Annotated in this window: 17 protein-coding genes; 13 read left to right on the top strand and 4 right to left on the bottom strand. The window is 63.8% G+C overall.

The features are described from left to right. Positions 1–34 precede the first annotated feature (34 nt). A complete protein-coding gene (locus FKM97_RS05005) occupies positions 35–748 on the top strand; it encodes a TetR/AcrR family transcriptional regulator (RefSeq protein WP_143958071.1) in 714 nt (237 codons plus the stop codon). On the opposite strand, the gene FKM97_RS05000 is transcribed toward FKM97_RS05005, so the two are convergent. Next, positions 687–1,415 (bottom strand): aspartate/glutamate racemase family protein, encoded by a 729-nt coding sequence (locus FKM97_RS05000; protein WP_246104941.1) that lies wholly within the window; start codon positions 1,413–1,415, stop codon positions 687–689. The genes FKM97_RS05005 and FKM97_RS05000 overlap by 62 nt on opposite strands. 171 nt (positions 1,416–1,586) lie before the next feature. On the opposite strand from FKM97_RS05000, the gene FKM97_RS04995 reads away from it, so the two are divergent. Continuing rightward, positions 1,587–3,299 carry a GMC family oxidoreductase gene (locus tag FKM97_RS04995; protein WP_143958070.1) on the top strand — a complete coding sequence of 571 codons (1,713 nt, stop codon included), beginning with the start codon at positions 1,587–1,589 and terminating at the stop codon, positions 3,297–3,299. Positions 3,300–3,302: 3 nt separating this feature from the next. On the opposite strand, the gene FKM97_RS04990 is transcribed toward FKM97_RS04995, so the two are convergent. Both FKM97_RS04990 and FKM97_RS04985 read right to left on the bottom strand, forming a co-directional pair. Further along, positions 3,303–4,247, bottom strand: a complete 945-nt coding sequence (locus tag FKM97_RS04990) for a 4-hydroxy-tetrahydrodipicolinate synthase family protein (protein ID WP_143958069.1) — start codon at positions 4,245–4,247, stop codon at positions 3,303–3,305. Positions 4,248–4,324: 77 nt separating this feature from the next. After that, positions 4,325–4,939: a class I SAM-dependent DNA methyltransferase gene (locus FKM97_RS04985; RefSeq protein ID WP_143958068.1), complete on the bottom strand. Its 615-nt coding sequence runs from the start codon at positions 4,937–4,939 to the stop codon at positions 4,325–4,327. 96 nt (positions 4,940–5,035) lie between these two features. Between FKM97_RS04985 and FKM97_RS04980 the strand changes: the two genes are divergently transcribed. The 9 genes from FKM97_RS04980 to FKM97_RS04940 all read left to right on the top strand — a co-directional run bounded on the left by FKM97_RS04980 (position 5,036) and on the right by FKM97_RS04940 (position 13,803). Then, positions 5,036–6,280, top strand: coding sequence for a Rid family hydrolase (locus FKM97_RS04980; protein ID WP_170240758.1), 1,245 nt, complete (start codon positions 5,036–5,038; stop codon positions 6,278–6,280). An 87-nt stretch (positions 6,281–6,367) separates the two neighbouring features. Further along, complete coding sequence (locus FKM97_RS04975; RefSeq protein WP_246104940.1) at positions 6,368–7,111, top strand: SDR family NAD(P)-dependent oxidoreductase; 744 nt, start codon at positions 6,368–6,370, stop codon at positions 7,109–7,111. Between the two features lie 69 nt (positions 7,112–7,180). Then, positions 7,181–8,272, top strand: coding sequence for an ABC transporter substrate-binding protein (locus tag FKM97_RS04970; protein ID WP_143958066.1), 1,092 nt, complete (start codon positions 7,181–7,183; stop codon positions 8,270–8,272). 2 nt (positions 8,273–8,274) lie between these two features. Beyond that, complete coding sequence (locus tag FKM97_RS04965) at positions 8,275–9,177, top strand: ABC transporter permease (RefSeq protein ID WP_143958065.1); 903 nt, start codon at positions 8,275–8,277, stop codon at positions 9,175–9,177. Further along, a complete protein-coding gene (locus tag FKM97_RS04960; RefSeq protein ID WP_143958064.1) occupies positions 9,174–9,992 on the top strand; it encodes an ABC transporter permease in 819 nt (272 codons plus the stop codon). The genes FKM97_RS04965 and FKM97_RS04960 overlap by 4 nt, the downstream gene beginning before the upstream one ends. After that, a complete protein-coding gene (locus FKM97_RS04955; protein ID WP_143958063.1) occupies positions 9,989–11,119 on the top strand; it encodes an ABC transporter ATP-binding protein in 1,131 nt (376 codons plus the stop codon). Before FKM97_RS04960 ends, FKM97_RS04955 begins: the two co-directional genes overlap by 4 nt. 3 nt (positions 11,120–11,122) lie before the next feature. Then, positions 11,123–11,878, top strand: a complete 756-nt coding sequence (locus FKM97_RS04950) for an SDR family NAD(P)-dependent oxidoreductase (RefSeq protein ID WP_143958062.1) — start codon at positions 11,123–11,125, stop codon at positions 11,876–11,878. 17 nt (positions 11,879–11,895) lie between these two features. Then, complete coding sequence (locus FKM97_RS04945; protein WP_143958061.1) at positions 11,896–12,654, top strand: SDR family NAD(P)-dependent oxidoreductase; 759 nt, start codon at positions 11,896–11,898, stop codon at positions 12,652–12,654. A gap of 81 nt (positions 12,655–12,735) precedes the next feature. Further along, positions 12,736–13,803, top strand: coding sequence for an LLM class flavin-dependent oxidoreductase (locus FKM97_RS04940; protein WP_143958060.1), 1,068 nt, complete (start codon positions 12,736–12,738; stop codon positions 13,801–13,803). Between the two features lie 8 nt (positions 13,804–13,811). On the opposite strand, the gene FKM97_RS04935 is transcribed toward FKM97_RS04940, so the two are convergent. Beyond that, on the bottom strand, positions 13,812–14,597 hold the full coding sequence (locus FKM97_RS04935) for an IclR family transcriptional regulator (RefSeq protein ID WP_143958059.1): 786 nt from the start codon (positions 14,595–14,597) through the stop codon (positions 13,812–13,814). A gap of 232 nt (positions 14,598–14,829) precedes the next feature. Between FKM97_RS04935 and FKM97_RS04930 the strand changes: the two genes are divergently transcribed. Further along, positions 14,830–16,992, top strand: a complete 2,163-nt coding sequence (locus tag FKM97_RS04930) for a malate synthase G (protein WP_144291633.1) — start codon at positions 14,830–14,832, stop codon at positions 16,990–16,992. 75 nt (positions 16,993–17,067) lie between these two features. After that, positions 17,068–18,738, top strand: coding sequence for a thiamine pyrophosphate-binding protein (locus FKM97_RS04925; protein WP_143958058.1), 1,671 nt, complete (start codon positions 17,068–17,070; stop codon positions 18,736–18,738). The last annotated feature ends 34 nt before the right edge of the window (positions 18,739–18,772 follow it).

Below are 18,772 nucleotides of genomic sequence, written 5' to 3'. Positions count from 1 at the left end.
GCTGGGGAAGCGGCAGGGTCACGAGGACGCGCAAGTGAGTGAGAGCGCCGCCATTCTTCCAACGGAGCGCGAGGTCGATACCCGCGGCCGCCTCATCGAAGCGGCGTTGCGTGTCTTCTCGAACCGCGGCATCGATGCGGCGACCTTGCGAGAGATCACCGAGGAGGCGGGCGCTAACATCGCCGCCGTGAACTATTACTTCCGCTCGAAGGACGAGCTGACGCGCAGCGTTCTTGAGCATTGCCTGCGCCCCATCAACGAGGCACGCCTCGCTGCCTTGCACGCCTGCATCGAGCGCAGCGCCGGTGAGGCGGTGGCCATCGACGACATTGTTGACGCCCTGGTGCGCCCCATGGTCGAGCACAGCATCGACCGTCTTGGCGGTCGCGCGGCCGTTCGCCTCTTGCTGCAGGTGCGCGCCTTGCCGCGGCCCCTGACCAACACCATCCTCGCCGAGCAGTTCGATCAATTGCATCGCCTTTTCCTGGAGGCCCTGGGAAAGAGCCTGCCGCATCTTTCGGCGCCCGAAATCGCCCTCCGCTATGATTTCGCCCGCGGCGCCATGATGCAGATCCTCGGCGACCTCGACCCGGCCGCGCGGGATCTCCCCGGCCTCGCGGTGAGCCACAGCGGTCTCGACGATGCCCGGGTGATCTGTCACTTGCGGCGCTTCATCTCCGAAGGCTTCAAGGCGCCTTCTGCGGAAGACCGGACGTCGGATAGACCGTCGGCACGAGCCCGGACATGAGCCATTTGCACATGGTCACGATGTCGAAGATCGGCAGGCCGGTGCGCTCAGCCAGCGACGCCGCATAGGTCGGCATGTTCGCGCATTCGATGACGATGGCGCCCAGCTGGGGATCGCGCGTCATGAGCCGCTGAGCGGCAGCCAGAACTTCCTCCTCGATGGCCTTGCGGTCGACATTGTCGCCGCCTGTGATCATCGACCAGAAGGCCCCGTCTCGTGGCGGGCTTTCCCGGGGAAGGTCGTGCTCGACCCCAACGGCCTTGAGATGCCGCGCCGAAAGCTGGGCGGCTTCGGCGGTCAGGATGCCGACGCCGCGGCCTTTCGGGAGCAGCCGCTCGATCAGCGGGATCTGCAGCAGGCTGGTCGTGGCCACGGGCACCGGCAAAGCTGCCGCCAGCTCCTCCTGGAACATTGCCAGAAACCCGCATGTGGTCGAGATCGCGGTGGCCCCGTGGTCGACGAGGTCGAGGCCTGCGGCGATGAAGCCGTCGAGCAGCCCCTCGCCGCCGCCATCGATCACCCGATGCGGATCGGCCCCGCGCACGATGCGGTATTGGATGGGAAACGGCCAGGTGGCGCTGTTTCCCACGTCCCCCGGGATGCGGACGAAATGCGTATCCAGGATGAGCATGCCCAGGCTATGGCCATGAACGGTTCTCAGTGCCAACCGGTCCTCCCGATCAAAACAAACATTTGAAATGGACGATTGAAATCATCGCCCCTAAGGATGCACACTCTGATCGAGAAACCTCACGCGGACAATAGCAGCAATGGACCTCTGGCTCGCGTCACCCTTTTCCCTCGTCTCGTGGATCGGGCTGTTCACAAGCAGGCTGCCATGAGCCGCTATGATTTCCTCATCGTCGGCGGCGGCTCTGCCGGCTGCGTCCTGGCCAATCGCTTGTCGGCGGATCCTCGCTTCCGGGTGGCCCTGCTCGAAGCGGGCCGTGACACGCCGCCTGACGCCGTTGAGGAGGCCATCCTCGATAGCTATCCGCGCATCGCTTACTTCAACGCCAGGAACATCTGGCCCGAGCTTCGTGTCCACCTGACCCCCGTGCCCCACAACGATCCTGACGCCGCCACTCCCAGGCGCTACGAACAGGCGCGGATCATGGGCGGCGGCTCCAGCCTCAACGACATGCAGGCCAATCGTGGGACGCCGGCAGATTATGACGCCTGGGCGGCTGACGGTCTCGTGGGGTGGGATTGGGAGAGCGTACTGCCCTGCTTCCGGCGAATCGAACGTGACATGGATTTTGGCGGGCCGCTGCATGGCAAGGACGGCCCCATTCCGATCCGGCGCATCTTCCAGCAGACTTGGCCGAAATTTTCCACCGCGGCCGCTGACGCTTTCCGCAGCTCCGGCTTTGCCGAGCTTTCCGACCAGAACGGCGAATTCGGCGACGGCTTCTTTCCGGTCGCCATCTCCAACATCCTGGATCGACGCGTCTCCTCGGCCATTGGCTATCTCGACAACGCGACGCGCCGCCGCCCCAACCTCGACATCCTTGCGAACACCCAGGTCCACGGCCTGGTGATGGACGGCACCCGTGCCACAGGTGTCTTGGTCCGCCAGTCCGGCACGGAACGACGCATCGAGGCCCGCGAGATCATTCTCTGCGCCGGCGCCCTGCACTCCCCCGCCATGCTGATGCGCGCCGGCATCGGGCCGGGAGCGGCATTGCGCGAAGCGGGAGTCGAGGTGTCCGTCGATCGGCGCGGCGTGGGACGCAATCTGCACGACCATCCGACCCTGTCGATTTCGGCCCATATCCCGCAGGCGGCACGTCTTAAGCCCTCCGGCCTGCGTCGCCATATCCATGTCGCCATGCGCTACAGCTCGAATGTCCCCGAGTGCCCGGAAAGCGATATGTACATGGTCGCTGTGACGAAGACCGGCTGGCACCCCGTCGGCGAGCAGATCGGCTCGCTGATGACCTGGGTGAACAAGGTCCATTCCCGCGGCCATGTCGCGCTGCAGGGACCCTCGCCGGAGCGCGAACCGCATGTGGAATTCGCCATGCTCTCCGACTACCGCGACGTGGAACGGCTGAAAGCGGGTCTGCGGCTGATCGCCCGCCTCTACGAGACCCCCTCCATGCGGGCGGTGGCGAATGATCCTTTCCCGACCAGCTACAGCGAGCGCATCCGCGATCTCGGCGTTGTCAGCCGCAAGAACCTCGTGCTCACCACGATCCTCGCCCGGATGCTGGATGGCCCTGCTTGGGCACGGCGACAGCTCCTGCGAAGGGTGGTGACGGAAGATGATCCGGTGGAGGCCTTGCTCGCCGACGACAGGCTGCTGGAGCAGTTCGTGCGCGGCAAGGTCCACGGCGTCTGGCATGCCGCGGGGACCTGTCGGATGGGCCGCGAGGACGACCCGCTCGCGGTCGTCACCCGCTCGGGCAAGGTCATCGGCGCCGAGGGCCTGCGGGTCGTCGACGCCTCGGTCATGCCGGATGTGCCGCGCGCCAACACGAACCTCCCGACGATGATGATCGCCGAGCGGATGAGCGAGCTCATCCTCGGTGAACAGAGGCAGGCCTGACGCCTACTCCGCGGCGATGCTGGCGGCCCGGATCGGCAGGTCGTAACGCTCGGCCAGACCCAGGTCGCGGACGATGGCCAGCCCCTTCTCCAGCGCCGGCCCCTGCAGGGCCGTGAGCGGCCGGCGAAGATCGCCGCTGGGCAGCCCGATGGCCTTCATCAGCGATTTGACCGCCACCGGATTGACCGCCGAATAGGTGTAGTGGAGCAGCGGCAGCAGGCGCAGATAGGTCTCTCGGAAGGTCATGCCATCGGCCCCGTCCGTCCCCCAGGGCGTCGACAGGAGAGCCATTTCCGCCGGCGCGATATTGCCGGTCATGTTCGCAGTTCCGTGCCCGCCCAAGGCCATGGTAGGAACGACCAGCCCCAGATTGGGAGAATCGCAGCACATCACGGCCACATCCGGGCGCCCCGCGATGACCTGCGCCACTTGTCCCACCCGTGCGGTCGATTCCTTGTGCACCACGTAATTCGGGTGCCGGAAGATTCTCAGCAGCGCCTCGTGGCCGAGATCGGTTTTGACCCGAGGCGGGTTGTTGTAGACGCCCATGGGCAACTCGACCGCGTCCGCAGCCTCCAGGAAATAGCGCTCGATGTCGTCCTCCGGCGCGCAGATATAGGCGGGCGCGGCGAGAATTGCCCCATCCGCCCCCTCCGCCTTGGCGAAGCGCAGCATGTCGATGGTGGCCTTCGTATCGCCGCCGGTGCAGCCATAGAAGAACTTCATGCCGCCGGTCTTCATCTTCGCGGTCTTGGCGACGATCTCCCGCCGCTCATCGCCGCTGAGCATGGAGATCTCGCCCGTCGAACCGAGGATCAGCACGGCGCGGGTGCCATTGGCTTCTTGAAACCCGAGAAGAGACCTGAACGCCTCGTAATCGACGGTGCCGTCCTTGTTGAAGGGCGTGATCATCGCCACGAATGACCCTGTGAAACGCATCTTCGCCATAGACTGTGATCCTTCTCTGCCTGAATGCCTGCAGCGACTATATTGCCCCCCTTAAACACTCAATTCAAATGTTTGTTTTAACCCGCTTGATCACCGGCTTTGATGGCCGTCACATGCAGGAACTCCGCTGGCTCGTCGTCGAAGCCTCGTCCCGAAGAGGTCTCGATGGAGAGGCTGGCCCAGGGCAGAGTGCCGTAGACCTCTTCCAGCCATTCCCGCGACGGATTGTTGTAATAACGGCCAAACTTGTCGCGCTTCGCATGACCGCCGCCATGCTTGAAGCTGGAATAGAAGACGCCGCCGCCGCGCAATGCGGTGTGGACGCGGCGGACCACCTCGCCCAGCGCCTCGCGCGGCACATGCAACAGGCAGGCCTTGGCCCAGACGCCGTCATACTGATCCTGCGCCTCCAGATCACCGAACTTGAGCACCTGCACCGATCTCCCGAGCCGTTTTCCGGCCTGTTGCGCGAGCTCCTGTGATCCGTCGGTGGGCGTGACAGCGAAGCCTTTCGCGATCATCGCCTCGGCATCGTGCCCGCTGCCGCAGCCGAGTTCCAGCACGTCGGCCCCCGGGGCCAGCCGCGCGAGGAAGCCGTCAAGTTGCTTTGCAGGTTTGGCATTCTCGCGCCGCGCATAAGTCTCTGCGGTCGTGTCGTAGAACTGCAAAGTGTCCGGATCATGCATCTTCATCTGAGCGTCCTGAAGGCTTTCCAAAAAATCCGACCTGAGAATATGCTGTCTGGTCCCGGACTGCGAGGGACATCGCTCAACAGGCAGGAGCAAAGGGTGGAAAAGCGATACTCTTGGCCGGAGGGTCATTGGGATTGGCCGGTCCATGTCAGCCATAAGCATGGGGTCAGATGCGGCCAGATGATCTGGGTCGGTGGCCAGGTCGACCTCACAAGCTCCGGCGGGGTGAACAATCCTCATGATCTTTCCGCCCAGATCCCTCGCTGTATCGATAATTTCGCGAAGGTGCTGGCGGAGTTCGGCTGCGATCTTGCGGACCTCGTGAAGCTTCTATGCTTCTACGTCAATGACGGATCCCTGGACGAGGACCGGTTTCTCGCGCAGGTCGCCGCAGCCTTGCCGGATGGCGCACGCCCGGCCGTCACCGCTATTCCCGTCCCCTACCTCGCCTATCCCGGCATGGTCGTGGAGATCGAGGGTTATGCCATGCGCGGCGAGAAGGACGAGCGGCTGCCGCGCAGCTTTGCGGCCTCCCGGGATCTCTCGCCGGGCAACGCGCACTTCGCCTCATCGGTGCGATGCGGCAAGATGATTTTCGTCAGCGGGCAGTCTCCAATACGCGATGACGAGGTCGTGCATGCGGGTGACATCGTCGCCCAGACCAACCGGGTCATGCGGCAGATCGAGAGCGCACTGGGCGAGTTAGGTGCCGACTTCGACGACGTGGTCAAGGTCAACCGCTGGTATGTCGGCGGAGGCACCGTCGAGGATTTCGAGCCCGCGGCCATGGCCTGCGCGAACCATTTCAAAGAGCCGGGTCCCGCCGCCACGGGCATCCCGCTTCCGCGTCTTGCGCGCACGGGTCAGCAGATCAAGATCGAAGCCGTGGCCATGTTGCGCGAGGACGGGCAGCGCCTCCCCCGGCGTCACGTCTGGCCCGAAAGCCTCTGGGACTGGACCATTCATCTCCCCTACAAGCACGGCCTCAAATGCCACGACATGATCTTCCTGGGCGGTCAGGTCTCCTTGGACAAGCACGGTGCCGCAGTGGATCCGGGTCAGATGAAGCCGCAGACCCGTCTGGCCATGACGCATATCGGCACCATCCTGCAGGAGCTCGGCGCTGACTATGCTGACGTCTGCAAGATCACCACGATGTATGAGGGCCGCGGCACGGCAGACATCCTCCACGATAATCTGCTCATCCGTTCTTCTTTCTTCACGGAGCCGGGACCGGCAAGCACCGGCATTCCGCTCCCGGTCCTCGCTTATCCCGGCATGATCATCGAGATCGACGCCTTCGCCATGGCCGAGCCTGATCCCATTCCTGAACTTCCGTGAGGGCGCCTCCAAACCCTCTTGCCAACCAAGCATTATCGAATAACAATACTTTTGCTCGATAAGCGATCATCGCAGGCAGGGGTGCACATGGCAGTTGGGGAAATAGCGGGCAAGAACGTCGTCGTGACGGGAGGAGCCAAGGGCCTCGGCTTTGCGATCTCGACTCTCTTCGTCGAGCGAGGCGCCAAGGTCTGCATCATCGACATCGACAAACCCGGCCTGGAAGACGCCGTTGCGCGTTTGGGAGGCGAAGAAAAGGCCGTCGGGATCGTTGGCGATCTCCGGCGCCGCCAGGATGCACACCGGGCCTTCGATGCGGCGGCAGACGCCCTCGGCACGGTCGACATCTTGGTCAATAATGCAGGCGTCTATCCGCGCAAGCCCATTCTCGAAATCGATGATGACGACTGGGATTACACCTTCGACGTCAATCTGCGCGCCATGTTCCACACGACCGTCGCCGCCGCAAACCACATGAAATCGCGGCGGTCCGGCGCCATCGTCTCGATCGCGTCCATCGACGCCTATATCCCCTACGCCAAGAACGCCCATTATGCTGCCGCCAAGGCGGCCGTCATCAGCTTCACCAAATCCTTTGCCCAGGAGCTGGCGCCGGACGGGATTTTGGTCAATGCTGTCTCTCCCGGCCCCATCGACACGCCGAACCTGCGGGCCCTGGGCATCTATGAGGACCTCGCCAAGTCGACGCCCTTGAGTCGCGTGGCGACGCCGGAGGACATTGCGGAAGTCGTCTTTTTCCTCGCCAGCGGTCGCAACCGCTACATGACCGGCGAGACGGTGATCGCCAGCGGCGGCATCATCATGGTTTGAACCCCGCCGCTGTGAAGCGCTCCGGGATGATCGACGCATACAGAAATCAAAAACAGAGGGAGTGGTGCGATGACTGATCAATCTGACATTTCTGGAACGAGCCTTTCGTCTGGCCCCGTCATTGGCCGGCGAACGATGCTCGCAGGCATGGGCCTCGGCGCGGCGGGCTTGGTGACGGGCTTCCCGTCCATCCTTCGGGCCAAGCCCTCCACCATGACCGTGCCCAATTCCGGTGGCGCCTTGGAGGAAGCCTTCAAGGTGGCTTATTTCGAGCCTTTCCAGAAGAAATCGGGGATCCAGATTCTCGGTGCCCCCTATATGGATACGGCGCGCGTCAAGGCGATGGTCGACAACAATGCCGTCGACGTCGACATCTTGAACATTGACGCCACGGAAGCGGCCGCCCTCGCCCGGCTGGGCCTGCTCGAGCCGATCGACTACGGAGTGGTCGACAAGTCCTCCCTCTTGCCGGAGGCGGCTCAGGAATTTTATACCCTCGTCGACGTCGCGGCCTATGTCATGGCGTGGAACACCAATGCCTTCAACGCCGAGACGCGTCCCAAGAACTGGCAGGAATTCTTTGATCCCGCCGCCAAGGAAGGTCAGCGCAGCCTGTGGAAGCTCGCGCCCCAGACCCTCGAGGTCGCAGCCATGGGCGGCGGCCAGCCGCGCGACAAGCTCTATCCGATCGACCTCGATCTGGCCTTCAAGTCCCTCGACAAGGTCAAGCCTGATCTGACCTGGTGGAGCTCCGGTGCCCAGGCTGCCCAATTGGTGATCGGCGGCGAAGTCGATGTCGGTACCGTCTGGAACGGCCGCGTCTTCCAGGCGAAGATCGACGGCCAGCCGGTGGACTACACCTTCGACAACGCGCTCTATGTTTGCGACGCCATGGTTATCCCCAAGGGCGCCAAGAACAAGAAGGAAGCCATGGAGCTTCTGGCGACGATGGTCGAGGCCCAGAATCAGGCGACCTTCTGCAAGGCGATCCCCTATGGACCGGTGAACACCAAGACCTTCCCGCTCTTGGATGAGAAGACGCTGGCCATGCTTCCGAATTCGCCGGAGAACAACAAGACCGCCGTCTTCCAGAACTTCGACTACTGGGCAGACCAGGGTCCTGCAGTCTTCGACAAGTTCAATCAGTGGCTGCTGGGCTGAGGATGCCGCCAGTACCGAAGTCCGATGCGGCGGCCTCCCCGCCGCATCGCCTCCGGCGTCGTGCCTGGTCGCCCAGCCGCGGCAATGCCTTGCTGCTGCTGCCGCCTTTGCTGCTGCTGACCGCTTTTTTTATCGTGCCGCTGGCGACCGTTTTTATTCAAAGCCTCTCCGGTGACACGCTTGGCCTGACCCAATATCGGGAGGTGGTGACCAATGGCGCCACCGTCTCGGTCCTGCTCTACACATTCCAAGTGGCGCTGCAGGTCACGCTCGGCGCGCTGATCCTGAGCTATCCCGTCGCCTTCATGGTGAGCCGCCTGCGCGGCAATCTCCTGCATTTATGCCTCGGCATGATTCTGATCCCCTTCTGGACCAGCACGGTCATCCGCACCTATGCCTGGATCGTCATCCTCCAGCGGCGGGGCGTTCTCAATGAGGCCTTCATGGATCTGGGCCTCATCGAAAAGCCCCTGCGCCTCGTCAGCAACGGCGTCGGCATGCAGATCGCCATGATGCACATCATGCTGCCGTTCATGATCCTGCCGCTGCTGAGCGCCATGCGTGGCATCGATGGCAATCTCCTGCGCGCGGCCTCGGTGATGGGGGCCAATCCCTGGCGCCAGTTCGTGTCCGTCTATCTCCCCTTGTCGCTGCCTGGCATCAGCGCCGGCTGTGTCCTGGTCTTCATCACCTCCTTGGGTTTCTACATCACGCCGGCCCTTTTGGGCGGCCAGCGAACCATGGTGGCGGTGCTGATCGAGCAACAGGCCTCCCGTCTGTTGAACTGGCCGCTCGCCTCCGCCCTCGCCACCATTCTGCTGATTCTCACCTGCGCCCTCTTCATCCTCTATGAGCGTGCCTTGCGCAGCACCGGCGGCGGACGTCCCGCGGGAGAGACCGCATGACGACCTCGGCCCATTGGCGCGTCGTCGGCGCAGGGATCACGGCCTTTTCGGTCCTGGTCCTGGTCTATCTCGTCGTTCCCACTTTGGTGATCGTGCCGCTCTCCTTTTCCAGCGCCACCTTCCTGAGCTTCCCGCCTCCTGGCTGGTCGCTGCAATGGTACGAGGCTTTCGCCGGCAGCGCGGATTACCGGATCGCCATCTTCAACAGCATCAAGATCGGCGTTCCCGCAGCCCTTCTCGCCACCATCTTCGGCACGCTCGCCGCGCTGGCCCTCGTCCGCGGCTCCATGAGGGGCAGAAGGCCCCTGTCGGCCCTCATGCTCGCGCCGCTGATTCTGCCGCAGATCGTCCTCGCCATCGGTCTCTTCCCGATCATGGTGAAACTCGGCATCATCGGCAGCTATCCCGCGATCCTGCTTGGCCACACGGTGGTCTGCCTGCCGCTGGTCTTCATCACCGTCTCGGCATCATTGCGCAGCTACGCGCCCACTTACGAGATGGCGGCCATGACCCTCGGCGCCAATCCCTGGAACACGTTCCGCTTCGTCACCTTCCCGATGATCCGGGTCGGCATGGTGGTCGGCTTCATCTTCGCCTTCACCTTCTCCTTCGACGAGTTGATCCTGGCGATCTTCCTCACCAGCCCAGCCACCCGCACCGTGCCGCGCCTGCTGTGGGAGCAGCTGAATTATCAGATGACCCCCGTCATCGCCGCAGCGACCGTGGTCCTGCTGCTCATCACCATCTCGCTGCTCATAGCCGCCGCGATCGTCAATCGCTATGGTCGCGGCAAAGAGAAGGCGGCATTCGAATGACGTCTTTGACGAACACGGAAAGGGAGGGACTGGTCTCGCCGCACTCAAAACGCACCGGCGCCGTCGTCGAGTTCCAGAGCGTCACGAAGAGCTATGGCTCCCTTTGCGCCTTGCAACCGACGTCCCTGAGGATCGAAGCCGGCGAGTTCTTCGCCATCATCGGACCGAGCGGCTCGGGCAAGTCGACCCTCCTCGGCATCACCGCGGGCTTCGTCACGCCCAGCGACGGCTCCATCGCCGTCGACGGCGTGGACGTCGTCTCCACCGCCCCCTATCATCGCAATTTCGGCATGGTGTTCCAGAACTATGCCCTGTTCCCGCATATGACCGTGGCCGAGAATATCGGCTTTCCCCTGCGGATGCGGCGTCGCTCCAAGGCTGAGATTGCCGAGAAGGTCGACAGCGTCCTTGCCATGGTTCGGCTCGAGGGTCTCGGCGGCCGGCGGCCTTCGGAACTGTCCGGAGGCCAGCAGCAGCGCGTGGCGCTCGCCCGTGCCGCCGTCTATGATCCGCTGCTCCTGCTCATGGACGAGCCCTTGGGTGCGCTCGACAAGAACCTGCGCGAGGAGATGCAGGAGGAGATCAAGAACTTCCAGCATGCCTTGGGCGCGACGGTCATCTACGTGACCCACGACCAGCATGAGGCCGCCTTCATGGCCGATCGCATCGCCATAATGCGCAACGGCGCCATCGAGCAGATCGGCTCGCCGCGTACGCTCTACGAGCGGCCCGAAACGGTCTTCGTGGCGAGCTTCCTTGGCGAGGCGACCTTGCTTCCCGTGAAGGATGTCCAAAGCGCTGCCGACGGCCAGGTGACGGTGCAGATCACCGACGGGCCGACCGTCGCCGCCATGTCCGCCAGCGGTCGTGGCGAAGCGCTGTGCATTCGGCCCGAAAGTGTCGTGATCGGAGAGGCCGCCACCACGCTGGACAACAGCTTCGGGGGCAGGATCGAAGATACAGTCTACACCACCGGCAGCGTGCGCTATCGCATTCGCCTGGACGGCACCGGACACCTCATCACGGCGCGGATTCCCTCCCACCCTGATATTCTCCTGATGCAGCCGGGGGAGCCGGTGAAGATCGGCTGGAGTCGCCGCGACACCTTATTGGTCGAAGGAAAGTAGCCCATGGATTCGTTTGCCGGAAAAACTGTCGTCATCACGGGAGCGGGGTCCGGCATGGGCCGCGCCCATGCCAAGCATTTCGCCGCGCGCGGGGCCACCGTCGTCATCCAGGACATCAACCCCAAGGGGCTGGCCGAGACCGAATCCCAGGTCAAGGCCGCAAACGGAACGGTGGCGTCTTATGTCTTCGACATCTCGAGCGTGGCCGAGATCGATCGCATGGCCGCCGACGTCACCTCCCGTTTCGGCGGTATCGACATCCTCGTCAACAATGCCGGCTTCGGCCTCGACAAAGTGATTGAAGACATCGAACGGGCAGACTTCGACCGGATGATCAACATCCATGTCAAAGGCACCTTCTTCTGCACCCGCGCCGCCGCTCCCTCCATGAAGCAGCGCCGTTGGGGGCGTGTGATCAACGTCTCCTCTCGCTGGGCTCAGGCCGGACACAACATGGCCTCCGACTATATCAGCGCCAAGGGCGCCATCCTCGGGTTGACGAAGGCCTGGGCGAAGGAACTGGCCCCCTCCAACATCACGGTGAACGCCATCGCCCCTGGCGGTGTCTGGAGCCAGATGGTCATCGACAATCTCGGCGAGGAGGGGGTGCGCGAAGAGGAGCGCAAGGTGCCCTTGGGCCGCTGGGCTCAACCCGAGGAGATCTCCGAGACGGTCGCCTTTCTGGCGAGCGACGAGGCATCCTTCATCACTGGCCAGGTCATCAGTCCGAATGGTGGCAAGACCATCATCGGCGTTTGAGAGTTTAGGGGACGATCATGGGCGAGTTGGACAAGAAAGTGGCCATCATCACGGGCGCTGGCGCAGGCATGGGCCGGGCGCATGCCCAGTTGATGGCGGAGCGCGGGGCCATCATCGTGGCTCAGGACATTGTCGGCGATCGTGCCGAGGAGACGGCGGCGCTGGTGCGTGAGAAGGGCGGTGAGGCCGTCGCCATTGCCTGCGACGTCGCCGACACCGACACGCTGATGGCCGAACTGCACAAGGCGATCCAGCGCTATGGTCGCGTCGATATCCTCGTCAACAATGCCGGCATCGGCGGCGAGCCCCTGCTGGAGGAGACGACCGAGGAGGATTTCGATCGCACGTTCGGCGTCCATGTGCGCGGCTCGTTCTTCGCTGGCAAGGCGGTGATCCCCACCATGAAGCAGCAGCGCAGCGGCAAGATCATCAACATCTCCTCGATCTGGGGCATGGTCGGCCATCACTATGCCTCGCCCTATTGCGGTGCCAAGGCGGCCCTTCTCGGCCTCACGAAGGCCTGGGCCGTCGAGCTTGCACCCTGGAACATCCATGTGAACGCGGTGGCGCCCGGCGGCGTGGTGACCGAGATGGTCCTCTCCCAGCCCGATGCCGAGAAGAAGATGGCCGCGAAAATGTCCCGCGTCCCCCTGGCGCGCTACGCCGAACCACGCGAGCTTTCCTACACCGTCGCGTTCCTGGCCTCGCCGAGATCTGATTTCATCACCGGCCAGACCATCAGCCCGAACGGTGGCGAGACGATCGTCGGCATCTGAGTCCAGCGACGTCTCCTGCCGGTTGACAGGCTATTATTGAATAGCGATACTGAGGACCTCATTCCGATAAAGGAGCGATCGATGCGGTTCGGCCTCTTCAATCTCATGAACCAGTGGAACCTGGATCAGCGGGACGTCTATCGCGGCGCCCTCGACTGCACCCGCCTCGCGGAAGAGATCGGCTTCGACATCGCTTGGTTTGCCGAGCATCATTTCTCCAATTACAGCCTCTGTCCCTCGCCCTTGATGATGGCGGCGGCGGCAGCCCGGGAGACGAACAAGATCCGCTTGGGCCCCGCGGTGATCGTGGCCCCCCTCTACAATCCCATCCGCCTGGCCGAGGAAGTGGCGCTGCTCGATCAACTGAGCGAAGGCCGGGCCGTTCTTGGTCTCGGCTCCGGCTATCAGCGGTTCGAGTTCGACGCCTTCGGCGCTGACCTCTCCGAACGCCAGGAGCGCATGCTGGAGATCTGGCGGATCGTCGATCAGGCCGTGCACGAGAACCGTTTCGAATTCTCCGGCAAGTTCTACACTCTGCCTGCCGTTCCCCAGGCCATCTCGCTGTATAAGCCGCGCCGTCTCGACACCTTCTTCGTGTCCTGGTCGCCCGAGATCATCGATCATGCCGTGGCGACGGGAGCTGTTCCCTTCATCACGGTCGGCTGGGGCGATACGGCCGCCCTGACCAAGATGCATGATTTCGTGGGCGAGAAATACGCTGAAGCCGGCCACAGCCTCGCCGGTCGCCCCTTCGCCGCGCAACGCTATGTCTATGTGTCCGAAGACCGTTCGGAGCTGGAACGCGTGGCCGCCGGGATTCGCTATGCCGGCCGTTGCGCAGGCCATATGCGGGTCGGAGCCCAGACCCTGAATGGCCATGTCATCGAGGACCTCCCGGTCGAGGGAGAGCCATCCCTGGCCACCATCCAGGCCAGCGTCCCGATCGGTGCACCGGAAGTCGTGGCCGAGCGGCTGGTGAACGAGATCCGCACCAATGGCATCACCGATCTGAGCTGCTTCATGTGGCCGGCGGGGATCGAGGCCAAGGCTGCTCTACGGTCCATGGAGCGCTTCGGTCGGGACGTCGTCCCGCTGGTCGAGAAAGCCTTGCGGGAGGAAACGGCGGCCCCTGTCCAGCAGGTCGCCTGAGCCTGGGCTCATCCCCAGGACGGGGGGAAGCGTCCGGCGGAAAGTCCCGGATTGGACATGTCGTGCGCGGCCGCCCGGACCATCGGGCCGAACTTTTCCAGCGCCGCCTCGATGGTGTAGCGCTCTTTGTCCACGGAGATGGTGACTGCCGCCACCGGCACGTCCCCGTCTCCCAGCACGGGGGCTGCGACACCGAGCTCCATCTCCAGCACCTCGCCATCCTGCCAGGCGACCCCCTCCTCCCGGGCGACGGCGATGATGCGCCTCAGCTCGTCAACGTCGATGATGGTCTGGTTCGTGAGCTTCCGCAGCGGCGAATGGGCGAGCATCCGCTCCACGTCATCCTCCGCCAGACGGGACATGATGGCGCGTCCGCCGGCCGTGCAATAGGCATAGCGGCGTACCGGCAGCAGCGCGAAATCATGGCTGACCAGGTTGGGGATCCGGCTGAGGTAGAAGACATGCACCCCGTCCATCAGCGTGATGCTGACATTCTGCGTCGTCTGCCGCGCCAGGGGTTCGAGATGCTTCATCGCCTGCGCCATGAGCGGGTCCGCCTGCAGAAATGAGACGGCGTAGGAGATGAACCGCGGCGAGAGGCTGTATCGCTTGTATCGCTGATGCCGCCTCAGCAGTCCGAGATGCTGCAGCGTGAACAGCAGCCTTTGCACCGACCCCTTTTCCAGCCCCGTCTTCTCGACGATTTCCGAGAATGTGAAGCTTTCGGCATTGTCGTTGTACAGGTCGAGGATTTTGTTGGCTTTTTCCAGAGTGCCCAGTTGCAGGACGCTCATCTTGACTTCTTTCTGCAGCGGCTGCGGCGCGCAGCACGGGCTTTGTTGCTATCAGGGAATCGCATGTCAATTCAACAGTGTCAAAATGCGATAAGCGGCGGTGAAGGCGGAAAAATACCGCCTGCGAGGAAAAACAGTCTGACGGAACGGCCTCTTTTTGCCATAACACATGCCGCGCCCCGAGAAGAACAGATGATGGCGGGGCAGGCTGTTCGGATAGGCGGGAGAGATGATGACTCATGTAGATCGGGCGGGGCTGAAGATTGCCGAGGTTCTGCAGCAATTTGCTGAAGGCGAGGCTTTGCCTGGCACCGGCCTCGCAGCGGATGCGTTCTGGACCGGCTTGGCCGACATCATCCGTGTATTCGCTGCGCGCAACGCCGAATTGCTGGCGCGGCGCGACACGCTCCAGGCCGAGATCGATGACTATCACCGAGCGCAATCCGGCAAGCCTTTCGACGCGGAAGACTATGGCCGCTTCCTGCGCGACATCGGCTATGTCCTGCCGGAGCCTCGCGACTTTGCCGTGGCGACCTCCAACGTCGATGATGAAATCGCCCATATCGCGGGCCCGCAGCTCGTGGTCCCCGTCTCCAACTCGCGCTATGCCCTGAACGCCGCCAATGCCCGCTGGGGCAGCCTCTATGACGCCCTCTACGGCACCGATGCCATCCCCCAGGACGCCGACGCTGGTCGGGCCGGCGGTTACGACAAGGCGCGCGGCGCCAAGGTGGTGGCGCGCGCCCGTGAATTTCTTGACCAGGCGGCCCCCCTCGCGAAGGGCAGCCACGGCGACGCCGCCGCTTATGCTGTTCGAGCCGGCGCTTTGGTCGTCAGCCTCACCGACGGCTCCGAGACCGCCCTTGCCGATCCGTCCCGGTTTGTCGGCTACCAGGGCGATGCAGCCGCGCCCACGGCAATCCTCCTCCGCCACAACAACCTGCATGTCGACATCCGCATCGACCGCACCCATCCGATTGGCGCCGACGATGCGGCCGGCATCGCCGATGTCATTCTCGAATCGGCCGTCTCCACCATCATGGACCTCGAGGACAGCGTGGCTGCCGTCGATGCCGACGACAAGGTCCAGATCTATCGCACCTGGCTCGGCCTGATGAAGGGCGATCTCGTGGAAAGCTTCGACAAGGGCGGCCGCACGGTGGAGCGGCGGCTGAACCCTGACCGCATCTATCACGCGCCGGCAGGAGGAGAACTCCGCCTCCATGGACGCAGCCTCATGCTTGTCCGCAATGTCGGCCATCACATGTTCACGGACGCGGTCCTGGATGAAGCCGGACGTGAGGTGCCTGAAACCATCCTCGATGCCGCCTTCACCTCCCTCATCGCCCTGCATGATCTGCGCAGCGCAGGCCCGATCCGCAACAGCCGGTCCGGCTCGGTCTATATCGTCAAACCGAAAATGCACGGCCCTGACGAGGTGGTGTTTGCAAGCGACCTGTTCGCCGCCGTCGAGGACCTGCTCGGCCTGTCCCGCAACACCCTGAAAATGGGCATCATGGACGAGGAGCGGCGCACCACGGTCAATCTGAAGGCCTGCATCCGCGCCGCCGCCCACCGCATCATGTTCATCAACACCGGCTTCCTGGATCGCACCGGCGACGAGATCCACACCTCCATGGAGGCCGGCCCCATGATCCGCAAGAACGACATGAAGTCGACGGCCTGGATCAAGGCCTATGAGGACAACAATGTCGACGTCGGCTTGGCCTGTGGACTGCCCGGCAAGGCGCAGATCGGCAAGGGGATGTGGGCCGCGCCCGACCGCATGGCGGACATGCTGGAGCAGAAGTCGGGGCATCCCAAGGCGGGGGCGAACACCGCCTGGGTGCCGTCTCCCACGGCAGCGACCCTCCATGCGCTGCACTATCACGAGATCGATGTCCAGGCGCGGCAGGCGGAGCTTCGCCAGCGCCCCCCGGCGAAACTGGCCGATATCCTGACCATTCCTGTTTCGCAGTCCAACTGGGCGCCCGAGGCGGTCCAGCAGGAGCTCGACAACAACTGCCAGGGCATCCTCGGCTATGTCGTCCGCTGGGTGGATCAGGGCGTCGGCTGCTCCAAGGTGCCCGACATCCACGATGTCGGCCTCATGGAGGATCGCGCCACCTTGCGCATCTCGAGCCAGCATATCGCCAACTGGCTGCGCCACGGCATCGTCTCTGAGGACCAGGTCATGAGCACCTTGCGTCGCATGGCCGAAATCGTCGACCGCCAGAACGCTGGGGATCCGCTCTATCGCCCCATGGCGCCGGGCTTCGACGGCCCCGCGTTCCAGGGTGCCTGCGACCTCGTCTTCAAAGGAGCAGCACAGCCGAACGGCTACACGGAGTGGATCCTTCACGGCCGTCGCCGCGAGGTGAAGTCTCGCCACTGATCACCGACTGCGTAAGATGACGATTGTCCCGGGCCGCATGCCGGCCGATGCCCACTGGCTCATGGAACCTGAAAGATGACCCTTGAACGAACCGGCGGGCAGATCCTCGTCGACCAGCTTGCCGCTCACGGCGTCGAGCATGCCTTTTGCGTGCCCGGCGAAAGCTATCTCGCCGTTCTCGACGCGCTGCATGACAGCAGTATTGCGTTGACCGTCTGCCGCCAGGAAGGCGGGGCGGCGATGATGGCGGAAGCCTCCGCCAAGCTGACGGGCAAGCCCGGCATCTGTTTCGTCACCCGCGGTCCTGGCGCTTCGAACGCCTTTCCCGGCCTGCATATCGCCCAGCAGGATTCGACGCCGATGCTCCTCTTCGTCGGCCAGGTCGAACGTTCCGCCCTGGGCCGCGATGCGTTTCAGGAGCTCGATTACGTCGCGGTGTTCAGTTCGGTGGCGAAATGGGTGGTCGAGATCACCGATGCGGCCCGCATCCCGGAGCTCGTCTCCCGCGCCTTTCACGTCGCCGCCTCCGGCCGGCCGGGACCCGTCGTCATCTCGCTGCCCGAGGACATGCTGACTGACACGGCGATGGTCCCCGATGCCAGCCCGACACCGGCCTCCGACGCCTATCCCTCTCCGTCGCAATGGGAGGCCTTCGCACGTCTCCTGAAGGACGCGGAACGACCCGTGGCGATCCTCGGCGGCAGCCGCTGGTCCGCCGAAGCAGTCCGGCAGTTCGAGGCCTTTGCCGCCCGCGCCCAGATCCCCGTCTACTGTTCCTTCCGCCGGCAGATGCTCTTCAACGCCGATCATGAGTGCTATGGCGGTGACCTGGGCCTCGGCGCCAACCCCGACCTCCTGGCCTCGATCAAGGGCGCCGACCTGCTCCTCCTCATTGGCGGTCGGCTGTCGGAAATCCCCTCTCAGGGTTACACTCTTTTGGACATCCCGCAGCCGCGGCAGAAGCTGGTCCACGTCCTTCCCGGTGCCGAGGAGATCGGCAAGCTCTATCACCCGACCCTCGGCATCGTCGCCTCTCCGGCATCCTTCGCCGCCGGCCTTGGCGATCTGGACCTGCCCGCACCCTCCAATTCACGCCACCAGCGCTGCGCTGACGCACACTCATCCTATGTCCGCTGGAGCGATCCCAAGGCAGTCCGGGTCCCCGGCGACCTGCAGATGGGGGAGATCATGGCCCAGCTGCGGGAGACCGCGCCCGCCGATGCGATCTTCTGCAATGGCGCCGGAAATTACGCGACTTGGCTGCATCGCTTCTGGCCCTTCCGCTCCTACGCCACCCAGCTTGCTCCGACCAGCGGCTCCATGGGCTACTGCATTCCCTCGGCCGTGGGCGCCAAGCGCATCGCGCCCGAAAAGACCGTCATCGCCTTTGCCGGCGACGGCTGCTTTCTCATGAACGGCCAGGAATTCGCGACCGCCGTCCAATACGCCTTGCCGATCATCGTCATTCTCATCGACAACGGCATGTATGGGACGATCCGCATGCATCAGGAGCGTCATTATCCTGGCCGCGTTTCCGGCACCGATCTGAAGAACCCGGACTTCGCGGCCTATGCCCGGGCCTTTGGCGGCGAGGGCGAGACGATCGAGCGGACGGACGAGTTCCTTCCCGCCTTCCAGCGCGCACTGAAATCCAGGGTCCCGACGATCCTGCATTGCAAGCTCTCGCCCGAAGCCATCACGCCGACGACGACGCTCACGGCCTTGCGCGAGGCCTCGTCCCGGTGATCATGCTCCGCATTGCGAACGGATGTGGTCTCAT

Origin of the sequence: Rhodoligotrophos appendicifer (assembly GCF_007474605.1) — a bacterium.
In the GTDB taxonomy this organism is placed as follows: Bacteria; Pseudomonadota; Alphaproteobacteria; order Rhizobiales; family Im1; genus Rhodoligotrophos; species Rhodoligotrophos appendicifer.
This window is presented reverse-complemented; position numbering and strand designations above follow the sequence as displayed.